Raw genomic sequence first — 22,997 nt, forward strand, 5'->3', positions numbered from 1 at the left:
ATGGCTCATCATTTGCAAGAAGTGATTGCGCGTATCGAGAAAGCAAGAATTGCCTATTCTAGGCATCAGGTTATTAAGCTTGTGGCGATTTCTAAGTATTGGCAAGATTCTCAAATTCTTGAATTGTATCATGGGGGCCAGAGGGCGTTTGGAGAAAACAAAGTCCAGGATTTGAAATCTAAAAGCGAGCTTTTGGATGAATATCCAATCCAGTGGCATTTTGTAGGCAATATCCAAGAAAATAAAATCAATGCCCTCATTCAGCTCAAGCCCGCCTTGATACATTCTATCGATAGTCTTAGAACAGCTCAGGCTTTTCAGATGAGATTGGAGCGAGAAGGAAAGGTGCAAAAGGCACTTTTGCAGATCAACTCTTCACGAGAGGAGAGTAAAAGCGGGGTTGATCCTCAAATGGCAAAAGAAATATATTTGCAAATTCAAGAGAGTTGTCCTAATCTTATTTTGGAAGGATTGATGAGTATTGGAGCACATACTCAAGATCAAAAAGAGATTCAAAAAAGTTTTGAAATCACACAAAAAATTTATGAAACTCTCCCCAATGCCAAAGTTCTCTCAATGGGAATGAGTGGAGATTTTGAAATAGCGATTGCTTGTGGGGCAAATCTTGTAAGAATTGGCTCAGCATTGATTGAATAGTACCTCTTAAAGTAGGGCAAAGAAGTTTCAGGATCTAAAAAGCGATAAAAAGCAGGAAAGTCTCCTGCTTTTATTTGAGAATCCTTGAAGCATTGGCTAAGGCCAAAAGCGACACGCCTACATCTCCAAAGACAGCCTCCCACATTCCCGCAAACCCAAAGATTCCAAGCACAATAAAGATCCCCTTAACTCCCAATGCAAAAATGATATTTTGTATTGTGATTGTCTTGGTTTTTTTGGCGATATTTAAGGCAGTGATGAGTTTGCTTAAATCATCATTAGCAAGCACAACATCAGAGCTTTCTTTGCTTAGATCGCTTCCTCCAATTCCCATTGAGATTCCGACATCTGCACTTGAGAGCACAGGCGCATCATTGATGCCATCTCCTATGAAGGCAGACTTTTCTTTTCTATATTTTTGAAAAGTTTCGAGCTTTTCTTGTGGCAACAATCCTCCATATGCCTTCTTGATTCCAAGTTCTTGGGCAACTTCTTCTACGCTACTTGTTTGATCTCCACTCAGTATCATTGTCTCAATTCCCATATGGTGAAGTTTTTGGATGCAGTCTTTGGCATTTTTTTTGAGTGCATCTTTGAGGATAATGTATCCAATGCATTCTTCTTGAAGTGCAACATAGATAACAGTCCCCTTAATCTCTTCTTGTGGGGGAGTAATTCCAAAGGATTCTAACAAAGCCTTATTGCCTGCAAGAACTCTTTGATTGCAACAATTTGCACTCATGCCCTTTCCTGCTATTTGGTCATGTGAAATGGGATGATGTGTGATGGGGAGATTTTGTGTGCTTTTTTGCAATGATCTTGCGATAGGGTGGCTTGATAGATGTTCTGCGCACATTGCAATACGCAAGATTTCTTCTTGGGTATATTTGCCAAAAGAAACAATTTGACTTATTTCAAACTCTCCTTGAGTAAGTGTCCCTGTTTTATCAAATGCGATAAATTTAATTTGATTGAGAGCTTCCAAATAGTTTGATCCCTTGATGAGAATACCATGCTTACTTGCCCCTCCAATTCCTCCAAAATAGCCCAATGGCACACTCAAGACAAGAGCGCAAGGACAGCTCACCATAAGAATCACTAAGGCTCGATAAATCCAATCATGAAATGATCCATATCCAAAAAGTGGAGGAAGGATCGCAATCATCAATGCTATGGCAAATACACAAGGTGTATAGACTTTTGAAAATTCAGTGATTCTGCGCTCACTTTGAGATTTTTGCATACTTGCTTGATCGATAAGGGAGATGATTTGAGAAATCCCACTTTTGTCATAAGGAGTCGTGATTTGTATTTCTAGAACACCAAGGAGATTGATGCTTCCTCCAAATACATGATCTCCTACTTTACAAAAGCGAGGAAGAGGCTCTCCATTGATCATTTTTTCTTCCAATTCGCTTTGTCCTTGTGTGATGATTCCATCACTTGGAATCTTTTCTCCAGATTTGACCACTACAATATCACCAACCTGCAAATCTTTAGGGAAGATTTTGACAAGCTCCCCATTTTCTTGTTTTTTCCACGCATAAGATGGACTAAGATCGATGAGGGATTGAATATTTTTGCGACTTTTTCTGACGGCTAGATTCTCAAAAAACTCTCCTATGCGGAAAAAGAGCATCACTGCTACAGCTTCAAAATCTGCTCCAATAAAAAAGGCTGCGATTGTGGCAAAGAACATTAAAAAGTTTTCATCAAAAAATTGTTTGTTTTTGAGGCGTTTATAAGCACCCTTGAAAACAGGAAAGCCTGCAACAATGTAAATGGTATAGAGCATAAATTGAGCAAGAATGGGTATGGAGATAAAAAAGCTAAGCGCAAAGCTTGCAAGCAATATTCCCAAAAATATCACCTCAGAAAGAGTAGAGGAGCTTTGATGAGCTTGATCCCACTCTTGGATTTCAACGCCCTCTTCTAGCTCACCAATCAGTTTTTTGGCACGCTCCAAATCCTGAGTATCTAGAAAAATGGTGCTTGTAGAAAAATCGATCATCACATCTTGAATAAAATCTTGTTTTTGTAAATTTTTTTGAAGAGATTGCGCGCAGTTGGGGCAGTCAAGATTGATGATTTTATATTTTTTCATTTTCATTTCCTCCTTTTAGATTCCCACCTTTTTGAGAAGGATGATGCTTATCGCCATCGTGAGCATTCCAAAAATAAGTCCATAAAGACTATCATGGCTTTTCCCATATTGTCTTGCCGATGGAAGAAGTTCATCCAAAGAGATAAATACCATAATTCCAGCAGCAAAAGCTAATGAAAAGCTTAATGCACTTTTGCCAAAAATTGGGAAAATAATCATGATTCCAATGATAGCCCCTATGGGTTCTGCAATGCCTGAAAGTGCAGAAAATACAATGGCTTTCTTCTTGCTTTTTGTGGCGTGATAAATAGGCAGAGAAACAACAACCCCTTCAGGAATATTGTGAATAGCTACAGCAATGGCGATCATAAGTCCAAAGGAAAGACTTTCTAAGCTTGAAGCAAAGGTCGCAAATCCCTCAGGGAAATTGTGAATCCCAACAACAATAGCTGTAAAAATCCCCACTCTTTTAAGTGAGTTTGTTTTTTCGTGAGGATTGATCTCTTCTGGAATGATTGAATCAATAAAGGCAGAAACAAAGATTCCGCCAAAGAAGCAAAGAATGGCATAGATTTCCCCCATTGATGGATATAGCTTTGAGAAGTCAAGAATGGCTTGAGGCAAAATCTCCACAAAAGAAATATAAATCATTGCCCCAGCAGAAAATCCAAGACCAAATCCTAGAAATCTAAGATTATCATGCTTGATAAAAAACACAATAAAAGCACCAATAATAGTGGAAAGCCCAGCGAACAAGGAAAGAAAAAAGGCCTGATAAAATTGAGATAAAATCATAACGCCTCCCAAATAATAATTTTTATTATTTAGGATAGTCAAAAAGAATTAATCAAAAAGAAAGCTCTCTATTCTTTGAGGCGTTCAATTTTTGCCCCAAGGTTTTGGAGTTTGATTTCAAGTTTTTCATATCCTCTATCTAGGTGATAGATACGATGCACTTGAGTGCTTCCTTGAGCCACAAGACCAGCCAAGACAAGCGCAGAAGAAGCACGCAAATCTGTCGCCATCACATCGGCACCCTTAAGATCTTCTCCTCCAATAATGTTGGCCGTGTGCCCTTTGAGAGTAATATTTGCTCCCATTCTTTGTAATTCGCTGACATGCATAAAGCGGTTTTCAAATAGTTTTTCTTCAATACTTGAGATTCCCTCGCACACAAGTGCTAGAGCCATAAATTGGGCTTGCATATCTGTGGGAAAACCAGGATATTCTGTTGTTGTGATTTCAAATGCCTTGCGTTTGGGTGCAGGTAAAAGCGTAAGAGAATCGTGTGTGATCTCAAAACCAAACCCAATCTCTTGCAGTTTATCTGTAATGGCTTCTAGGTGATGAGGAATGATTTTGTTGAGAGTGATTGATGAATTGGTGATTGCCCCTGCACAAAGATAAGTTCCAGCCTCAATCCGATCAGGAATGACAGCAATGTCTTGCATCTTCAAAAGCTCCCCATCGCTTCCTATAATTTCAAGTTCGTGTGTGCCTATTCCCTCAATAGATACACCAGCATTTTGCAAAATCTCACACAATTGAATCACTTCTGGCTCTTTTGCAGCGTTGATGATTTTAGTTTTTCCTTTTGCAAGAGAAGCGGCCATTAGAACATTTTCTGTCCCAGTCACTGTGATTTTGTCAAATACAATTGTTGCACCCTTGAGACCCTGTGGAGCTTGAGCAACAATATAGCCATTTTGTATATCAACCTTTGCGCCCATTTTTTCCATTGCTTTAATGTGTAAATCCACAGGTCTAGCACCAATAGCACATCCTCCAGGCAATGAGACTTCACAATGTCCAAATCTTGCCAAAAGTGGTCCCAATACAAGGATGGAAGCACGCATCTTTCTGACGATATCATAGGTTGCTTTTGTTTCTCTGACGCGTTGTGTGTTGATTGTAATGCGATGGGGTGTTAGGGATTGATATTCTGCACCCAAAATCTCTAAAAGTTTGAGGAGGGTATTGACATCAGCCACATTAGGAAGGTTAGAGATTGTTAGGGGAGTTTGGCTTAAAAGTGTGGCTGTTAAAATAGGTAAGGCTGAGTTTTTGGCACCAGAGATGTCAATATGTCCAGAAAGCTTGGGGGTTTGATAAATTTTTAGAAAATCCATTTTATTCCTTTGTTTGGTTTAGAAATTGGTGCAGAGATTTATATTCTTCTTTGCTAAAAAAGCGTGTTTTCCCACAAGGAAGAGCATTGAGTGAGACAAATCCATAACTAATACGCTTAAGATCAAGTACCTCTCGTCCAAAGTGTGCAAAAAAGCGTCTTAGTTCTCTATTCTTTCCCTCTGTGATGCAAACTTTGATTTTAGAGTAATTACGCGTATTTTTGATAATGGAAAAGCTTGCAAATGGAGAAAAAGTCATTTGTGAGATTTCATTTTTGGGATGAGCACCAGCACTTGCATCTTCAAGTTCAAGACCATTTTGCATCGCTTCTTGCATATTTTGGGTAATTGAGCCATTCAGTTTGAGAAGATAGGTTCTTGGGAGTTTGCTTTGCATAAGCTTGCTCACAACTTCTTTGCTATCACTCAAGATCAAAAGCCCCTCAGAGGCATAGTCTAATCTGCCCACGGGGGAAAAATGTGCAAATTGTGAGCTCAAAGAGTGATAGATCGTTTTGCGTCCGCGATCGTCTTTCTTGCTTACAAGCTCTCCTTTGGGTTTGTGATAGATAATGGCTGTAAAGTGGTCTTGTTTGATGGGGTGGAGTTGTTTGCCATCAATAAAGACGCGTTGGTTGTCTTTGAGGATTGAGGTTGCTGTAGCCTTCTTTTTTTCGATATTAACGCGACCTTGTTGGATTAGAGAATCTGCTTCGCGTCTAGAATATTTACTATTGTGGGAGATAAATTTGTTGAGTCTCATAGATCTTTCCATTGCATAGAATTAAGCTGTTCTTTGATTGAAGAATGCACCTTAAATGCCGAAGAGAAGATATAGCATTCTTGATCATCTTTTAAAATGATTTTTAGCTCCCTTTTTCCTACATTGTTTTGTGCAGCTTGCGCAATGGTTTCAAGGATGGATTCTTGAGAATCAAGGGGTAGGATGAGGGCAAGAGGAGTTGATGGCTCAGTGTGAGCAATGGGTGCAACTTCTTCTTGAGTTGGGGTGGGCTGCTTTTTTTTGGTTGTTGTTTTTGTATCTTTGGCTTCTTCAAGACTTAGGAGTTCTAAAAGACGCAGTGTGGGTTTGTCATCTTTATACTCAACTTTGCATTTTAGAGCGATGGGTTGATTTTTGTCTGTATTTTCCAAATCATTGAGTGTTTGCTCAAAAATCATGAGATCAAATTTGCCAGAGTAATCAAGCAACGAGAGGATTCCATAAGGTTTTCCACTTTTTTTGCTGATTTTTCTTTGAATATCTAAAATCTTTCCGATCAATAAAACACTTGAGCCTTCTCCATATTTTTCAAGTTCTGCACTTTTGGCAACTTTTTTGATTTCATTGATTTGGCTTTTAAATGCATCAAGAGGGTGTCCAGAGATGTAGATTCCCATACATTCATACTCATTTTCTAGCAACACAAGATTATCATCTTCAGCCATATCTGAAAAATGAAGTGAAATACTAGAAGGCTCATCTTCTAAGGCTCCAAAGAGAGAATCTGCCATCATTGCATTGGCTTTGTCTTTGGCTCTTCCTGCCTCACAAATTGCATCAATATGTGTAAGCATACATTTTCTGCTATAGCCAAGGTGATCAAGGCTTCCAGATTTGATGAGGGGCTCTAAAACTCTTTTGGAGATTTTGCTCCAATCAATGCGACCGATAAAATCTTCCAGATTCTTATAGGGTCCATTTTTGGCGCGCTCTTGAATGATGTTTTCAATCGGTGCATCACCTACCCCTTTGATTGCGCTTAGCCCAAAGACAATTTTTCGCTCTCCCTCAAGATCGCTCACGCCAAAATCATGCTCTGAGATATTGATATGAGGAGGAATGACATCAATTTCCATTGCCTTCACTTCATCAAGATAGTGCGCTACAGATTCGACCTTATTGGTTTCGCTTGTTAGCATCGCTGCCATAAATTCGTGTTTGTAGTAGGTTTTAAGATAGGCGGTTTGAAAAGTAATCATGGCATAAGCTGCGGAGTGTGATTTATTGAATCCATAGCCTGCAAATTTGACAATCAGCTCCCATAACTCCTCTGCTTTAGTGCGATTGAAACCTTTTTGCTCTGCTCCATTTGCAAAAGTATCTTTAAGACGATCCATTTCCTCTTTGATCTTTTTCCCCATCGCACGACGAACAAGGTCTGCTCCTCCAAGACTAAATCCTCCAATTGTTTGCACAATTTGCATAACTTGCTCTTGATAGACGATTACGCCATAGGTAGGTTTGAGAATGGGTTCAAGTTCAGGGAACATATACACAATAGATTTGCGTCCATGTTTGCGATCAATAAAGTCATCAAGCATCCCAGATTCCATAGGTCCTGGACGATAAAGTGCCAAAACCGCGATAATGTCTTCAAAAGTTGTGGGTTTAAGACGTTTATTGAGATCTTGCATCCCCCCTGATTCGATTTGGAATAATCCAAGCGTGTCACCATTTTGCATCGTTTCATATACTTTTGGATCTTCGATATCCACACGTAAGAAGTCAATGTCTTTGTTATAGCGTTTTTTGATCAGTTTGAGTGCATCATCAATCACTGTTAGGGTTTTAAGTCCAAGGAAGTCAAATTTGATCAAATCCACAGGTTCAAGCCATTTCATTGAATATTGTGTGACAGCAGAGCCCCCTAACCTTTCGTTGGTATAAAGTGGAGTTTTGTGCCAAAGTTCTTTTTCAGAATCAATCACAATAGCTGCCGCGTGCGTGCCCGCATTTCTTTTGAGATTCTCAAGCTTGAGTGAAAAATCCCAAATTTTTGATGCAAGGGGGTTGGATTGGATGAGTTCTTTGATTTTGGGCTCTTTTTCGTAAGCATCATTGAGTGTAATCCCTAGATCATCAGGGATAAGTTTTGCCATCGCGTCTGCTTCATTGTAGGGCATGTCAAACACTCTTGCCACATCGCGAATAACACCCTTGGCCTTTAGCTCACCAAAAGTGATCACTTGTGCAACATTGTATTTTCCATATTGGCGCGTGACATATTCGATGATTTCCCCGCGACGCCTTTGGCAAAAATCCATATCAATATCGGGCATGCTCACGCGCTCAGGATTAAGAAAACGCTCAAAAAGCAGGTCGTATTTAAGTGGATCGATATTAGTGATTTTGAGACAAAAGGCCACAAGGCTTCCTGCAGCACTTCCTCTTCCAGGGCCGACAGGGATGCCATTGCGCTTAGCAAAATTGACAAAATCCCAAACAATGAGCATATATCCTGGGAAATTCATCTTAGTGATCACTTCGATTTCTTGTTCTAGACGTTCTTGGTAGGTTGCGTGAAGTTCTTGAGGGACGATTTCCAATCTTTCTTTCAAGCCTTCGCGACATTTATAGGCAAAATAATCTGCATCGTTGGTGATATCAAGGAGTCCTTCTTGTTGCGCATACTCTTGCGTAAATCGAAAGGTTGGAGGAGTGGCAGGTGTGAAGCTTAAGATTTTCTCACCTGTTTCTTTATTGACAATGTCTGTATTTTTAAGTGGAAGAACAAGATTGCATTTCTCAGCAATCTCTTGAGTGTGTTGCAGAGTTTCTGGAATATCGGCAAATAATCGAGCCATCTCTTCTGGGGATTTGACAAAAAACTCATGCACAGTGTGTTTGAGGCGATTGGGATCACTCATTGTTTTGCCTGTTGCGACACACATTGCCACATCTTGTGCTGCGGCATCTTCTTTGAGGGTGTAATGAGTGTCATTTGTAGCAATTAATTTGATCCCAGTTTCTAAAGAGAGTTGGATAAGCAAATCATCGATATAGAGTTGTTTATCGATCCCATGTCTCATAATTTCAATATAAAAATCATCCCCAAAGATATCTTGATATTCTAGTGCGGCTTCTTTGGCGATTTGATAGCCATTGGGATTGTAGGGTTTTTTATAGGGTCGATCACCGACATTTTGATGAATTGGATTGCTAGAATCAAGATGATAGCTGATTTCTCCAGCAAGGCAAGCAGAGGAGCAAATCAGTCCCTTGCTGTGTTCTCTTAAGAGTTTTTTGTTGATTCGAGCGTGATAATAAAAGCCTTCAATGAAGGCTTGTGAGCTAAGATAGAGAAGATTTTGATAGCCTTCATAGTCTTTGGCATAGAGGCAAAGATGAAAGCGAGATTTTGTGCTTTTATCTCCTAGGTTTTCTTGATTGTGGAGATAAGTTTCAATTCCTATGATGGGCTTGATTCCCTCTTCAAGCATTGTTTTATAAAATTCCATTGCTCCAAAGAGATTCCCATGATCAGTTACAGCGACACTTTTCATGCCTAGTGCTTTGATTTTTTTGGCCAAATTTTTGATTTTATTGGCGCCATCAAGAAGAGAATATTCTGTATGTAAATGCAAATGTGTAAAGCTCATCTGTTGTCTCTCTAAATTTTTTGTGTTGGAATTATAGTAGAAAGTAAAAACAAATCAGTGAAGCTAGATCTCCATAAAGGTTAAGAAATAATTTACATATGACATAATTACGGTTTGTGAAATTTGCATTTATGCATAAGGAGTAATTGTGGGTATTACAAGAAGAGATTTTTTAAATGGTATAAGTCTTGCTGTTGTTGCTGGAATGTCCCCATTGTCATTGCTTCAAGCAAAAGATTTGAAATACGGAATAGATACTGTTTATCCTCCTTCTCTTGCAGGGTTGCGTGGAAGCAATAATGAGAGTTATCGTTATGCTCATATGATAAGAGATGGAGAAAAATTTAATTTTGATAATCTTCAAACAGAAGAAAATTATGATTTAGTTGTTGTTGGAGCGGGAATTAGTGGGTTATGCGCCGCATGTATTTTTCAAGATAAAAAAGGTAAAAAGGCCAAAATATTGATTTTGGATAATCATGATGATTTTGGAGGGCATGCTCGGAGAAATGAATTTCATCTAAAAGATCGCATGATTCTTAGTTATGGGGGAAGTGAATCTTTGCAATCCCCTAAGACTCTTTATTCAAAAGAAGTTGTTGAGTTTTTACAGGGAATTGGGATTGATATTGATGCATTGGCAAAGGCTTTTGATGTGGATTTTTATCCTAACTTGGGGCTTGGCCGAGGGGTTTATTTCAATAAAAAAGATTATGGAGTGGATCGAGTTGTAAGTGGGAATCCTAGAAAGATGGTTGCTGATGATATTCCAGAAGATAGGATTAATGGTCGATCCTATGCTGATTTTATTGGGAATTTTCCAATGAGCGCAGAGGACAAAAAGCAGTTGCTTGATCTGCATCAAAATCCAAAAGATTATCTTGCTGGAATGAGTCTTAAACAACGAGAAGAATATGTTGCAAAGACAAGCTATAAGCGTTTCTTGGAGGAAAAAGTTAAACTTTCTCCAATGGCTATTTCTTTTTTTGAGGGAATGACTGATGATTTCTTGGCTTTAGGAATTGATTCGATTTCATGCGAAGATGCTCGTATTTCATTTTTGCCAGGATTTGAAAAGCTAGGTTTGCCACCATTGAGCAAGGAAGAAGAAGCAGAGGTCTCTGAGCCTTATATCTATCATTTTCCAGATGGAAATGCCACAATTGCTAGAATGATGGTCAAAAAGCTTATTCCATCTGTTACAGCTGCTAAGCAAGAAGTGGAAGAAATTGTGATGGCAAAATTTGATTACAGTCAGCTCGATCATTCTTCTTCGCCAGTCCGATTGAGGCTTAACAGCACTGTTGTAAGGGTAAATAATCATAATGATGGGGGAGAAGTTTTCTATATGAGTGCTCGGGATAATCGGATACACAAAGTGTTTGCCAAGAAAGTTGTAATGGCTAATTACAATAGTATGATTCCCTACATTATCCCAGATTTACCCATTAAGCAAAAAGAGTCTTTGGCTCAATGTGTTAAAACTCCTCTTATCCACACAAAAGTAATTTTAAGAAATTGGGAAAGTTTTAGAAAGCTTGGGGTGCATGAGATTTACTCTCCCAAAATGTTTTATGCACGTACAAAGCTTGACTATCCTGTCGATATTGGGGATTATAAACATCCAAGAGATCCAAAAGAGCCTATTTGTGTTCATATGGTAGGAGCTCCCATTACTTTAATTCGAGGGATGGGGGATGGGGAAACTATGAATGCAAGAGATCAATCAAGACTTGCTCGTCATCTCTTGCTTGATCTTTCATTCTCAGAACTTGAAAGAATGACAAGAGAACAGCTTCAGGGAATGTTGGGAGATGTGGGATTTGATCATCAAAAGGATATTTTGGCAATCACTATCAATCGTTGGGGACATTGCTATTCTTATACTTTTAATTCTTTATATGATGACGAAAAAGAATCAGAGCATGTTATTGAAGTTGCAAAGAAGAAATATGGAAATATTGCTATTGCAAATTGTGATGCAGCTTGGAATGCATATGCGCATTCAGCGATTGAGGAAGCAATCAGATCTATTCGTGATTTGGAAAAATAAAAAGGCAAAAGGGGGAGAGGGTCTCTTCGGACTTGAGAGAAGATGATTTTTGGGCTCTTTATCGCCCAAACATTCTTGTTGTTCCCCTGCTATTGCCATTCATGATGCGATAATTCTGACAAGAGGTTTCAAATCCATTTTGACAAGCAAAGGCAAAAAGCTCCATTGCACGAAGACGATCTTGCAAGACTCCTCTACCATTGTCATAGAGTACCCCTAAATTATTGCAAGCACTCAGTACTCCATTTTTACAAGCAAGATCAAAGTATTTTGCAGCATTATAGTAATTGAGTGGAGCTCCAGCTTCTCCTGTAGAGTAGAGATATCCAAGGTTAGCACAGCCCACCATGTCTCCCTGAGAGCAGGCAATATAATTCATATCAAGTGCCCCTAAGCGATCTTTGTCGATCCCATAGACATTGTAAGTATTGCTCATAAGCCCCAAGTTGTAACATCCTAGCTCACTTCCAAGATTGCAGGCTTTGCTATAGGTATTTAGAGATTGGTAGTAATTTTTGGGTGTTCCTACCCCATTGGCATACATCCATCCTGCATTGGTACAGCTAATACTATCTCCCCCCTCACAACCAACAAGATAATATTGAAGTGCCTTTTCTTTATCCATTTGAACGCCAACTCCATCATCATATGCGATTGCTAGATTGGTGCAAGCAACAGCATCGCCACCTGAGCAAGCTTCTTGATAATATCCAACGGCTTTTTGTTGATCATTGAGTGTGCCTTGACCATACATATGCATCAATCCCGCACCAAAACATCCCGCTGGATTCCCTTCGTTGCAAGATTGAGAGAAGAGCTTGAGGGCTTGTTCCATATCACCCTTTTTGGCTAGATCGACAGCTGCATTGAGTGTAGGTTGAGCTTGGAATTTGTCTCTTGCAAAGTTATCAGGATAGGTTGGAGCGATATCGCGAGTTACATTGGGCAGTGGAGCATTGGAAGAAGCATAAGGATCTCTTTGTCTTTGTGGGGGTTGTGTTTGGGCAGAAGGAGTTTGAGAAGGAAGAGTTTGGGTTGCATTGGTTGGAGCTTGGATCTGTTGGGGTATGTTTTGGGTTGCCTGATTGGTCTGTTCTTGAGGGGCTTCTCCCTCTGCTCCAAAAGCAAGGCTCCAAAGAATTGTCGCAACTCCTAGAATCTTCTTAAACATGTTTTAAACTCCTTTTGGTTGATATTCTTGAAATTGCTTATAGCAAAAGCAGTTCCAATTTAGTGTAAAGCATCATTAAGTTTGATTTCTCGATTGCTTCTAAAGGCGATCATTGCTCCAGTTTTAGAATCTTGGCGGAAATGGATTCCATTTTTGCTAGAAAGCTCTTTGCCTTTGTATAGCCCTGTTTGATTGATTTCAAAATCAGGATTGATTTCTTTGATTTTTTGGGCTTCTTGGGGGGTGATGGCAAAAATCGTCCCAGCCAAAACAGCAATTCCTCCATCTACAATGCATCCATCTCCTAGGCTAATTCCTGTGGAGCTATTAACACCCAAGAGACAATTTTTGCCAATGCTGATAGGCTCACTATTTCCTCCGCTCAAAACACCAAGAATGCTTGCCCCCCCTCCGATATCTGTTCCCTCTCCAATAATGACAGAGCTTGAGATTCTTCCTTCATTCATACACGCTCCCATTGCCCCAGCATTGAAATTGACATAAGAAGCCCCAGGCATTTGTGTATATCCACCTGTTCCAAGATAGGCTCCAAAACGCGTTTTGGCAGTATCAAGTAAGCGAATATTGTCATATTGAGGAATGACTTGCATCAAATAGCGTGGGAATTTATCCACAAAATCGATTGCAGGGAATTTTCCTCTCATCTTGAGTTCAATTTCTTTTTCTCTCAAATAATCTAGCTCATAAGGTTTATTCCCACTCCAAGCCACATTGCTCAAAAGGCCAAAGATTCCATCAAGAACTAATGAGCGTAGTGGAGCCTTTCCAAGAGAGAGGGCTAGTAATTTCATATAGGCACTCTCGACACTCTGACATTGCGTGTCAGCAAAAATTGCACAAAATCGAAATCTAGGCCTCCCTCCTTTTGTATAAAGCTCTCCAGAATCATAGGCTCTTTTAAGCTCAAGTAAGACTTGGATGTTTTTATGGCTAAGATGATCTTTTTGTGCTTCTGCCATAAAGGGCGAGAAAAGATCCAGAGCTGTATCGATAAATTCTTTATTGATTCCATAAACGATTTCGCTAGAGCTATTGTGGATAAGGATCGCCTGCTCGCTTGCTTTGTGAAAAACAGCAAAAGAGCCAAAATTTTCATTCCAATTCAAGAGAGGGTAGGTTGCACAAAGTGTTTTTCCACTTTTTTTTCCTAAATCTACGCGTGCGATTCCAAAACCTATTGGTTTTTGATAATTAGATGTATTTTCTGCTTGAGAAACGAAGTTTTTGAACTCTTCTTTTGTCATGATTTATCCTTTTGATTGTGATTGCTCAATTATAATATTTGAAACAAAAGATAGGAGAAGAAATGAAGTGTCCTGTATGTATTGAAAATGATTTATTGATGAGTGAAAGAAGCGGAGTAGAGATTGATTATTGTCCTAAGTGTCGAGGAGTATGGTTAGATCGTGGAGAGCTTGATAAAATCATTGCCAATTCAGAATCTTCAAAGACTTCATCTAGTATTTATGATCGCAATAGGGGATATGAGTCGCAAAAAGACTATGATAAGAGAGATTATGGGTATCATAAGCCCAAAAAAAGAGAATCTTTTTTGAGTGAGCTATTTGATTTTTAGAGATTGCAGAGGCAGAAAAATCTTCTTGCCTTGTGCGTTTAGTCTTGGATTTGAGGTTTTCCAAGGGTGCTGAGGAATTCTTCAAGATTGAATTTTTTGCGATGGGCTTCTGTGAAGATATGAATCATAATATCTCCCAAATCAGCAATAATCCAATCTTCACTTTCTTCTTCAGTGCCAAAAAACTCTACTCCCTGAGATTTGAGCTCTGTTTTGAGAGTGTCTAGCAATGCAAAAGAATGCTTTCCTACAAGTGCTGTGACAATTACAACAAAATCGGTGATGTAGTCTTTTCCTCTTAGATCAATAACTTCGATGTTTTCGCCCTTTTTGTCTTCTAAGAGCTGTGTGATGGTTTGGATTCGATTTTCTATCATCAAATTGTCCTAATGCGTTGATTTTGAACTGGGATTCTATCTTAAGCCCTTTAAAAATGGGGGTAAAAATTCCCTTTGTTTTCCATTGCGAATTTGAGTAGATGAAGCAGGAATGTCTAAAGGAAGCATTTTGTATGAGTGGGGTATGGGTGAGTATCCTTGGCGTTTTAGTAAGATAAATTCAACCAAATGTGCCAGAAGAGGGAATGCATCCCAAGTGTGGAGGTGTTCTAAATTGTCTTCTCCTAAGAGAAAGTAGATTTTGGAAGTATTAAAGGTTTTTTTGAGATATTGGATTGTGAGAATTGTGGGGGTGGGAGCATTGCGTTTGATTTCAAAGAGGCAGAGTTGAACTCGCTTATCATTGATTTGTTTGATTGCACGCTTGAGCCATTTAGTGCGCTGATGGGTGCTGTATTTGATGCAAGATTTAAATGGGTTGCGAAAGGCGGGGACGACAAGGAATAAAGAGGGGTTGAGAATCTTGAGGGCAGTTTGGATTGCGCCAATATGCCCTAAATGAATAGGATCAAAACTCCCTCCATAGACGACTATGGAAGGGATTTTTGTGCGATGTTTTTTATCTGCTCTAGGTAAGTATTTCATGATCTCCTAATCAATCACCATAAAAGATATCCCTGGAACAAAGTCAAATTTTTGCAATCGACATCGATTGAAATTGCCAAAGTATTCAAAGGCCGCGATACTTTCCCCTTTCCAGTATTTTTCATTGATCTCATCAAATGCAATGATTCCTCCCCTTACAACACGAGGAGCCAGATACTCAAGAGCGACTTTTGTGGGCTCATAAAGATCAAAATCAAGATAGAGCAATGAGATTAGTGTATGGGGATTTTCTTCGATATATTGAGGGATTGTTTTGCAAGCATCTCCTTTGACTAATTCAATGCGCTCATATTGATTGATAAAGCGATTTTCATCGTATTCTTTAATGCAGTCTTGGAGTTCATCTTCAATTTGCATAAAACTTTTAAATCCGCCTACTTTTAATTCATCATGATGTACAGATTTTTGATCTTTTTCATTCAGATGGGGAAATCCCTCAAATGTATCAAAGCCAATAACCTTTCGATCAAAGCTGAGCAAATCAAATCCTGCACAAAGTTTTGCAAATGCCATTATCCCCCCCCCCAATGGACTCCACACTCAATGATAGAACCTTTTGTATTTTTGATCATTTTAAAAAGTTCGTATCTTGCAATAAAGCGCGCGAGTTTTTGTCGCGGAACATATTTTTCAAAATTGTCGAGTTTGTATGACATTGGATAGTCATATTTCATGATTAGATCACTCATTATTTGTCCTTTTTAGTATTTGTTTAGGCTTTCAATTGTACTTGATTCTTAGAGGATCCATAAAAGAAATATTGCTCCCATTGCAATGCGATAGATTCCAAAAAATCCATAGCCAAAATGAGAAATAAAACGCATAAAGACCTTGATCACCATAAGAGCCGTGAGAAAAGCCACAAACGCCCCAATAAGAAGGATTTGAAGGTTTTGAGTATTTAAAATTTCAGCATTTTTATAAAGATCATAACCTGTAGCAGCAAACATAGTAGGAATTGCTAAAAGAAAACTAAATTCAGCTGCACATTTTCGACTAAGCCCTAGTAGGAGTCCTCCTATGATTGTCGATCCACTGCGAGAGGTCCCAGGAATCATGGCCAAAGATTGAAAGAGGCCAATAAAAAAGGCTTTTTTATAATCAATTTTTTCGATTGTTTCAATTTTGTGTTGAGGCTTATAAAAGTATTCAATCCACAAAAATACCCCACCGCCAAAGATAAGCATATAGGCCACAGTGAAAGGATCAAAGAGATCTTTGATGAGTTTATAAAGCGTGAGCCCCAATAAACCAGTGGGAATAAAACCAATCATAAGTTTGATCCATATATCAATTCCGCAAGTGAGCTTGCGATAAAAAAGTGCAATCACTGCAAGGATTGATCCAAGCTGGATAGCTATTTCAAAAGTTTTGAGAAAGTTATTTTGATCTAGACCCATAAGCTTAGAAGCCAAAATCATATGCCCTGTAGAAGAAATAGGAAGAAATTCTGTGATTCCTTCAATGATTCCTAAAATAATTGCATGAAACAAGTCCATGAAAATCCTTTGGCTGTGGTTTTTGAAGTGCTTTTATTATAGCAAGTGATAAAATAATGATATTTTTAATCATTTTGGAGTTGTTGTGGATGTTTAAGAGGATTTTGGTTGCAAATCGTGGAGAGATTGCTGTGCGGATTATACGAGCTTGCAAGGATTTGGGAGTGGAATCTGTTGTGATTTATTCAGAAGCAGATGAGCTGTCTTTGCATGTCAAAATGGCGGATGTGGCTTATCGTCTTGAGGGCAATCCTATTGGAGTGTATCTAGATATTGAGAAAATTTTAGAAGTTGCGCACAAAAGTGGTGCAGAAGCAATTCATCCAGGATATGGGTTTTTGAGTGAGAATGCTGTTTTTGCACGCAGAGTCCAAGAGAGTGGATTGGTATGGATTGGTCCAAATGCCGATGTGATAGCAAAAATGGGGGATAAAAACACCGCAAGAGCCTTGATGAAAGAAAATGGGATTCCAATTGTTCAAGGGACTGAGCCTCTCAATGATAAGACTCCACAAGAAATAAAAGATATCGCTTCAAAGATTGGCTATCCCGTGATTTTGAAAGCAAGTGCTGGAGGAGGCGGAAAGGGGATTAGGGTTGTAGAGCATGAGGAAGAATTGTTAGAGAGTTTTGAGGCATGTAAAAGAGAAGCGGGTGCGTTTTTTGGCAATCATGATGTTTTTATGGAGAAGTTTGTTTCTTCTCCGCGACATATTGAGTTTCAGATCGTGGCTGACTTGTATGGAAATGTGATTCATTTGGGAGAAAGGGATTGCTCCATTCAAAGGCGTCATCAAAAACTGATTGAAATTGCTCCAAGTCCTAGTATTGATGAGGGGCTAAGAAAAAGAATGGGAGCTGTAGCTGTGGCTGCTGCAAAGGCTGTTGGGTATAGTAATGTGGGGACGGTTGAATTTTTGCTTGATGAGTTTAATCAATTTTATTTTATGGAAATGAATACGCGTATTCAGGTCGAGCATGGTGTGACAGAGGAGATCACAGGGCTTGATTTGGTTGTGAGGCAGATTCGCATCGCTTGTGGAGAAATTTTGGAACTTCAGCAGCAAGATGTGCATTTTCAGGGTTATGCAATCGAGGCTAGGATTAATGCAGAGGATGTCAATGCTGATTTTTCTCCTAGTATGGGAAAGATTTGTGCGTATTATCCTGCTTTGGGTCCCTCTGTAAGGGTTGATAGTTGCGTGTATAAAGATTATGAGATCCCGCCATTTTATGATTCTATGGTGGCCAAATTGATTGTGCGTGCAACAAGTTATGATTTGGCAGTGAGAAAATTAGCTAGAGCATTGAGTGAATTTAGGATTGGGGGAATCAAAACAACAATTCCGTTTTTGAAAAATATTTGTCAAGATCAAGTGTTTAAAAAAGGCATATTTAACACTTCTTATTTGTCTGATCGTCTTCAAGATTTGTTGCCACAAAAAGAGCATGATGAGATTGATGAGGTGGCTGCCATTTCTGCACTTTTGGCTTGGAAAAATCACCAATAAGTGCATAGGAAAAGAGAATGCAAAATATTTACAAAGAAACAAGACTCTTAGATAAGCGTGCGATAGATAAGTTTTTATTGTCAGAAGAAATTTTGGTTGAAAATGCTTCGATAGGGCTAAAGCATTTAATTGATTCGCTCACTCATCTTAAAAGTGTGATTTATATCGTTTGCGGAGGGGGGAATAATGGGGCTGATGGTTTGGCATTGGCAAGAAAGCTAGATGGGGATTATGTCGTTAGGGTCTATATGGCAGATCAACCCAAAACTTCTCTATGTGAAAAAGAATTTATGCGATGTAAGGCGATGGGGATTGATTTTGTTAATAAACTTTATCCCTGTGACGTAGTCATAGATTGTCTTTATGGAAGTGGTTTTAAAGGAGAGCTCTCACCAGAAAAAGTAAAGCTTATTGAGGCGATGAATAAGATGGCACACTTAAGGATTGCGTGTGATTTGCCAAGTGGAGTGGGCCAAAAGGTGATACAAACTGCCTTTAGGGCACACTATACTGTTGTGATGGGGGGACTTAAGAGTGATTTGTTTGGAGAACAAGCCAAGGATTATGTAGGTCAAATTCGTGTGGCAGATTTGGGAATCTCAAGGAAGCAGTATGAAACGAGCTCGAAAATAAAATTACTGGAGAAGACAGATTTGCATCTCCCACATCGCCTAAAACGCGATACTCACAAGGGAGAATATGGACATTTGGCAATTTTGCACAGAAAAAATATGCAAAGCAAGGAGGGGGCAAGCGTATTGAGTGCCTTGAGTGCTCTGGCTTTTGGTGTGGGGCTTGTAAGCGTGGTAGGAGAAATTGATCATCTTCCATATAGCATTATGAAAGCACATCAGATTCCCAAAAATACGACGGCTATTGCATTTGGTATGGGGGCAGGGGAGATCACTTCACAAGATTTGCAGATTTGCAGAGCATTTCCGTGCGTGCTTGATGCGGATGTTTTTGCTTATCAGGGATTGGCAGAAGAGCTAGAGGGGATGGAGAATGTTGTCCTTACTCCTCATATTAAAGAGTTTGCGAATCTTTTGAAAAATTGTGGAATAGCTGATTTGGAAGTTTGGGAACTTAAAGCGGAGCGATGGATATGGGTTGAGGAATTTTGTGCGAAATATCCATATATCACTCTTGTTCTTAAGGGGGCTAATACGCTTATTGCCAAAGACAAGCAGATCTTTGTGTGTCCATTTGGAAGCAATAATTTGGCAAAGGGGGGGAGTGGGGATGTGCTTTCTGGAATGATTGCTTCGCTATTGGCTCAAGGAAGCGATCCACTCAAGGCTTCCATTAATGGTGTTTTGGCCCATGCTCTTGCATCTGAAAAAATCAAAAGTTCATATGGGCTAAATCCCCTTGATTTGATAGAGACAGTTAAATATCTATGAGAGATTCTCTTTTTGTACAAAAACCAACCAAGCAATTTGAGTTTGATGAAAGTGTTGCAAGTGTTTTTGATGATATGCTTGCGCGCTCTATTCCCTTTTATCAAGAGCAGGTAAAACTTATCGCCCATTTTGCATCGCTTTCTTTGCAAAATGGAGGGAGGGTTTATGATCTAGGGAGTTCAACGGGGAATGTTTTGTTTGCTTTATCTCATCTTGCTCCAAAGGCAGAGTGTGTTGGACTAGATAGTTCAAGTGCAATGATTGAGCGATCAAATTTAAAAGCTCAGGCATATGGAGGAAATATTAGATTTGAGGAGGTAGATTTCCTGACATATGATTTCCAAGCTTCTCAAGTGGTGATAGCAAATTATACGATGCAGTTTGTTCGCCCACTTCAAAGAGAGGCAATGATTCAAAAAATCGCTCATTCTCTTGAGAGTGGAGGAGTGTTTTTGATGGGAGAAAAGATGATTAGCTCAGATAAGAGCTTGGATCGAGCGATGATTGAGCACTACTATTCTTATAAAAGCTCTCAAGGATATTCAGAGCTTGAGATTGCCCAAAAGAGAGAGGCTCTTGAAAATGTGCTTGTCCCCTATACAATGGATGAGAATCTAACTATGCTTAAAAATTCTGGGTTTCTGCATATTGAGGTTTTGTTTAAATGGGTTAATTTTGCTTTATTGATCGCAAAGAAAGGATAAGAGTTGTGGAAGTGGAGAAAATTTTAGAAAGTTTAATTTCTTTTCCAACGGTTACGCCAAATGAATGCGGAATCTATCAGTGGATTATGGATTTTGTGGGGGATGGGTTTGTGTGGGAGAGGTTAGATTGCGGTGAAGTGAAAAATCTCTTTGGATATAGAGATTTTGCTCCTAGAAAAAAGAATAAAAAATTTCATTTATGTTTTGCAGGCCATATTGATGTTGTGCCTGCCGGTGAAGGGTGGGAGAGCGATCCTTTTGTCCCTGTGATCAAGGATGGCTATATTTTTGGAAGAGGAGCCCAAGATATGAAGGGGGGGATCGCTTCTTTTTTGGGCGCAATTCAAGAATTTGAGGGAGAAGAATGTGATTTGATTGTGTCAATTTTATTGACAAGTGATGAGGAGGGAAAAGCATTGGATGGGACAAAGTTTGTGCTTGAAGAGCTGAGAAAGAGAGATTTTTTACCCAACTTTGCTCTTGTTGCAGAACCAACAAGTCATTTAAAAGTTGCAGATACGATCAAAATAGGGCGTCGTGGCTCTATTAATGGGGTGATTGAGATAGAAGGAGTGCAAGGGCATGTTGCATATCCTCAAAAATGCGTCAATCCTGTAGAGCTTGTGGGAGAAAGGCTGGGAAAGATTGCAGGGATTGATTTGGATGGAGGAGATGATTTTTTTGAGCCAAGCAAGATAGTTGTTACAGATATTCGAGGTGGGATAGAGACATGTAATGTAACACCTAGCAGACTTAAAATAATGTTTAATGTCCGCAATTCCACTTTGAGCAATGAGGATACATTGAGACAGTATCTCCAAGAGGTTTTGAAGGGGTTGCCTTATCATCTTACTTTGCAGGTTAGTTCTCATCCTTTTGTCACCCAAAGCTCTTTGTTTGATGTGCTAAGTCAAAGCATTGAAAAGATCACGGGTTATGTTCCAAATGCAAGCACAACTGGAGGGACAAGTGATGCGCGCTATTTTGCTGCATTTGGGGTGGAGGTTTTGGAACTAGGGGGATTAAATGATAGAATCCACGCAAAAAATGAATGCACGAGCATTAAGGACTTGGAGATTTTGAAAGAAATCTTTTTAGATTTTTTATCTCAACAAGGAGGTCATTGATGAAAGAAGCTAAAATTGATATCACGCGATTGGTTTGTAATGATCCTGTTATGAAGGTCAAATCTGTTTTGGAGCAAATCAAAGAAAAAAATATTGTTGTGAGTAAGATTGCAATCTTTGGAGATTATGCCTTAGAAGATGTTGAAAATTTTCTTATCAATAATGGATATATCATTGAAACAGTGGGAGATGAAAATCGTTTTAGCATTACTCTTAAGGGAAAAGAAGAAATAGAGGTTCTTGAATTTTTGGAGGAAAAAGTCATTAGCCTAGAAGACAAGATCCTTTTTCTCAAGGATGATAGAGTGGGAGATAATGAGTTTGGAAAACGCCTCTTGGATCGTTTGTTTGTTGCTTTGGCTGAGGGGAGCGTCTTCCCTAAGGAAATTTTGCTTCTTAATCGAGCTGTTTTGCTTTGTGCAGATTCTAGTCGAGAAACAATGGAGGAGTTGCAATACATGCAACGCAAGGGGGTGAAGATACTAGCATGCAAAACTTGTCTAGAACACTATGGGGTTTTAAATCGTATGAGTGTAGGTGAAATATCTTCAGCTTCAGTCATAATGCAAAAAATGATGAGTTCATCAGGAGTGATTTGTTTGTAGGAGGAAAATGATGTCAAAATTGACTTCATTTGTGCAGTGTGTAGGTTGAGCAGCTAAGGTGGGTCTGGAAGACCTCGGACAAATGATGGCTGGAATGGAGACCTATAGAGATCAGCACCTACTTGTAGGGTATGATACAAGTGATGACTGCGGTGTTTATGCCTTGAGCGAAGAAGTCGCTTTGGTTGAAAGTGTTGATTTTATTACACCAATTGTTGATGATCCTTTTTTGTATGGGCAAATGGCTGCAAGCAATGCTTTGAGTGATATCTTTGCAATGGGCGCAGTTCCAAAAACCGCTCTCAATCTTCTTATGTGGGATAAAAAGCATCTTTCAAAAGAAATAATCACTGAAATTTTGAAGGGGGGAGCCTCAAAGCTTAATGAAGCAAAGGTCACTCTTCTTGGAGGACATACAATTGCTGATCAAGAGCAAAAATATGGCTTGAGCGTCAGCGGGATTGTGCATCCTAAAAAAATTTGGAGAAATTGCACTGCGCAAGTTGGTGATGCTTTGGTGTTGAGTAAGCCCTTGGGAACAGGAATCATTGCAACAGCGCTCAAAAATGGAAAGCTGGAATTGAAAGCAGATTGTGATGCAGTAGTAAGTATGTGTCAGCTAAATCAAATTGCAAGTCAGATGGCACAGGAGTTTGAGATCCATGCTTGTACAGATATAACAGGCTTTGGGCTTGTGGGGCATTTGCTTGAAATGTGTGCTCACGATAAGGGAGCGTCTATTTTTGTCGAAAAAATCCCTCTTTTTGATGGTGTTGTTGATTGGATTTCTAAAGATGTGATTCCTAATGGAACACGAGAAAACTATGCATTTCTCAAACAAAAAATAAAAACCTCTCTTGATTTTTCTCAAGTGATTGCTTGTTTTGATGCCCAAACTTCTGGGGGGTTATTGTTTGCTTTGCCACAAAATCAAGCGCATATGCTTGTTGAACGATTAAGGTTTGGGGGATATGAGCAAAGTGAGATTATTGGACAAATGACCAAAAGAGATCAAGAAGCGATTGAACTTTTGTAGTGGAATAAGAATTG

Annotated in this window: 21 protein-coding genes; 9 read left to right on the plus strand and 12 right to left on the minus strand. The window is 39.2% G+C overall.

The window, feature by feature from the left end; all coding sequences use genetic code 11:
- Positions 1-657 carry a YggS family pyridoxal phosphate-dependent enzyme gene (locus tag LW137_RS04035; RefSeq protein ID WP_233033427.1) on the plus strand — a complete coding sequence of 219 codons (657 nt, stop codon included), beginning with the start codon at positions 1-3 and terminating at the stop codon, positions 655-657.
- 70 nt (positions 658-727) lie between these two features.
- Here LW137_RS04035 and LW137_RS04040 read toward each other — a convergent pair whose 3' ends face one another.
- From LW137_RS04040 to dnaE, 5 genes are all read right to left on the minus strand, one after another.
- Entirely contained in the window at positions 728-2,761 is a 2,034-nt protein-coding gene (locus LW137_RS04040) for a heavy metal translocating P-type ATPase (RefSeq protein WP_233033429.1), read from the minus strand.
- 15 nt (positions 2,762-2,776) lie between these two features.
- Positions 2,777-3,556: a zinc transporter ZupT gene (gene zupT, locus LW137_RS04045; RefSeq protein ID WP_233033431.1), complete on the minus strand. Its 780-nt coding sequence runs from the start codon at positions 3,554-3,556 to the stop codon at positions 2,777-2,779.
- A gap of 68 nt (positions 3,557-3,624) precedes the next feature.
- Positions 3,625-4,890 (minus strand): UDP-N-acetylglucosamine 1-carboxyvinyltransferase, encoded by a 1,266-nt coding sequence (gene murA / locus LW137_RS04050; protein ID WP_233033433.1) that lies wholly within the window; start codon positions 4,888-4,890, stop codon positions 3,625-3,627.
- A 1-nt stretch (position 4,891) separates the two neighbouring features.
- Positions 4,892-5,653, minus strand: a complete 762-nt coding sequence (locus tag LW137_RS04055; RefSeq protein WP_233033436.1) for a pseudouridine synthase — start codon at positions 5,651-5,653, stop codon at positions 4,892-4,894.
- Positions 5,650-9,273, minus strand: a complete 3,624-nt coding sequence (dnaE, locus tag LW137_RS04060; RefSeq protein WP_233033438.1) for a DNA polymerase III subunit alpha — start codon at positions 9,271-9,273, stop codon at positions 5,650-5,652. Before dnaE ends, LW137_RS04055 begins: the two co-directional genes overlap by 4 nt.
- Positions 9,274-9,421: 148 nt before the next feature.
- Between dnaE and LW137_RS04065 the strand changes: the two genes are divergently transcribed.
- The gene (locus tag LW137_RS04065; RefSeq protein ID WP_233033440.1) at positions 9,422-11,326 is read left to right on the plus strand and encodes an NAD(P)/FAD-dependent oxidoreductase; all 1,905 of its coding nucleotides are present in this window, start codon (positions 9,422-9,424) and stop codon (positions 11,324-11,326) included.
- 58 nt (positions 11,327-11,384) lie between these two features.
- Here LW137_RS04065 and LW137_RS07185 read toward each other — a convergent pair whose 3' ends face one another.
- Both LW137_RS07185 and LW137_RS04080 read right to left on the minus strand, forming a co-directional pair.
- Complete coding sequence (locus LW137_RS07185; protein ID WP_283092230.1) at positions 11,385-12,497, minus strand: tetratricopeptide repeat protein; 1,113 nt, start codon at positions 12,495-12,497, stop codon at positions 11,385-11,387.
- A 59-nt stretch (positions 12,498-12,556) separates the two neighbouring features.
- Positions 12,557-13,762 carry a 2,3,4,5-tetrahydropyridine-2,6-carboxylate N-succinyltransferase gene (locus LW137_RS04080; RefSeq protein ID WP_233033442.1) on the minus strand — a complete coding sequence of 402 codons (1,206 nt, stop codon included), beginning with the start codon at positions 13,760-13,762 and terminating at the stop codon, positions 12,557-12,559.
- Positions 13,763-13,824: 62 nt separating this feature from the next.
- On the opposite strand from LW137_RS04080, the gene LW137_RS04085 reads away from it, so the two are divergent.
- The gene (locus LW137_RS04085; protein ID WP_233033444.1) at positions 13,825-14,094 is read left to right on the plus strand and encodes a TFIIB-type zinc ribbon-containing protein; all 270 of its coding nucleotides are present in this window, start codon (positions 13,825-13,827) and stop codon (positions 14,092-14,094) included.
- Positions 14,095-14,132: 38 nt separating this feature from the next.
- Here the strand turns inward: LW137_RS04085 and rsfS are convergent, their stop codons facing one another.
- From rsfS to LW137_RS04110, 5 genes are read right to left on the minus strand one after another with little or no spacing between them, the layout of a single operon-like run.
- A complete protein-coding gene (gene rsfS / locus LW137_RS04090; RefSeq protein ID WP_233033446.1) occupies positions 14,133-14,471 on the minus strand; it encodes a ribosome silencing factor in 339 nt (112 codons plus the stop codon).
- Positions 14,472-14,507: 36 nt separating this feature from the next.
- Positions 14,508-15,077: an adenylyltransferase/cytidyltransferase family protein gene (locus tag LW137_RS04095; protein ID WP_233033448.1), complete on the minus strand. Its 570-nt coding sequence runs from the start codon at positions 15,075-15,077 to the stop codon at positions 14,508-14,510.
- A 6-nt stretch (positions 15,078-15,083) separates the two neighbouring features.
- Positions 15,084-15,611, minus strand: coding sequence for a TylF/MycF family methyltransferase (locus LW137_RS04100; protein ID WP_233033450.1), 528 nt, complete (start codon positions 15,609-15,611; stop codon positions 15,084-15,086).
- Complete coding sequence (locus tag LW137_RS04105) at positions 15,611-15,787, minus strand: hypothetical protein (protein WP_233033452.1); 177 nt, start codon at positions 15,785-15,787, stop codon at positions 15,611-15,613. The genes LW137_RS04100 and LW137_RS04105 overlap by 1 nt, the downstream gene beginning before the upstream one ends.
- A 48-nt stretch (positions 15,788-15,835) precedes the next feature.
- Positions 15,836-16,597, minus strand: a complete 762-nt coding sequence (locus LW137_RS04110; RefSeq protein WP_233033454.1) for an undecaprenyl-diphosphate phosphatase — start codon at positions 16,595-16,597, stop codon at positions 15,836-15,838.
- Between the two features lie 89 nt (positions 16,598-16,686).
- Between LW137_RS04110 and LW137_RS04115 the strand changes: the two genes are divergently transcribed.
- Genes LW137_RS04115 through selD form a run of 6 tightly spaced genes read left to right on the plus strand, consistent with a single transcriptional unit; the run spans position 16,687 to position 22,983 of the window.
- Positions 16,687-18,108 (plus strand): acetyl-CoA carboxylase subunit A, encoded by a 1,422-nt coding sequence (locus tag LW137_RS04115; RefSeq protein WP_233033508.1) that lies wholly within the window; start codon positions 16,687-16,689, stop codon positions 18,106-18,108.
- 17 nt (positions 18,109-18,125) lie between these two features.
- On the plus strand, positions 18,126-19,511 hold the full coding sequence (locus LW137_RS04120; RefSeq protein WP_233033455.1) for an NAD(P)H-hydrate dehydratase: 1,386 nt from the start codon (positions 18,126-18,128) through the stop codon (positions 19,509-19,511).
- Entirely contained in the window at positions 19,508-20,215 is a 708-nt protein-coding gene (gene cmoA / locus LW137_RS04125) for a carboxy-S-adenosyl-L-methionine synthase CmoA (protein WP_233033456.1), read from the plus strand. The genes LW137_RS04120 and cmoA overlap by 4 nt, the downstream gene beginning before the upstream one ends.
- 5 nt (positions 20,216-20,220) lie before the next feature.
- Positions 20,221-21,342 carry a succinyl-diaminopimelate desuccinylase gene (gene dapE / locus LW137_RS04130; RefSeq protein WP_233033457.1) on the plus strand — a complete coding sequence of 374 codons (1,122 nt, stop codon included), beginning with the start codon at positions 20,221-20,223 and terminating at the stop codon, positions 21,340-21,342.
- Positions 21,342-21,947 carry a sulfurtransferase-like selenium metabolism protein YedF gene (gene yedF / locus LW137_RS04135; RefSeq protein ID WP_233033458.1) on the plus strand — a complete coding sequence of 202 codons (606 nt, stop codon included), beginning with the start codon at positions 21,342-21,344 and terminating at the stop codon, positions 21,945-21,947. The genes dapE and yedF overlap by 1 nt, the downstream gene beginning before the upstream one ends.
- A 58-nt stretch (positions 21,948-22,005) precedes the next feature.
- Positions 22,006-22,983, plus strand: coding sequence for a selenide, water dikinase SelD (selD, locus tag LW137_RS04140; RefSeq protein ID WP_233033459.1), 978 nt, complete (start codon positions 22,006-22,008; stop codon positions 22,981-22,983).
- Positions 22,984-22,997 lie beyond the last annotated feature (14 nt).

Origin of the sequence: Helicobacter kayseriensis (genome assembly GCF_021300655.1) — a bacterium.
Classification (GTDB): domain Bacteria; phylum Campylobacterota; class Campylobacteria; order Campylobacterales; family Helicobacteraceae; genus Helicobacter_G; species Helicobacter_G kayseriensis.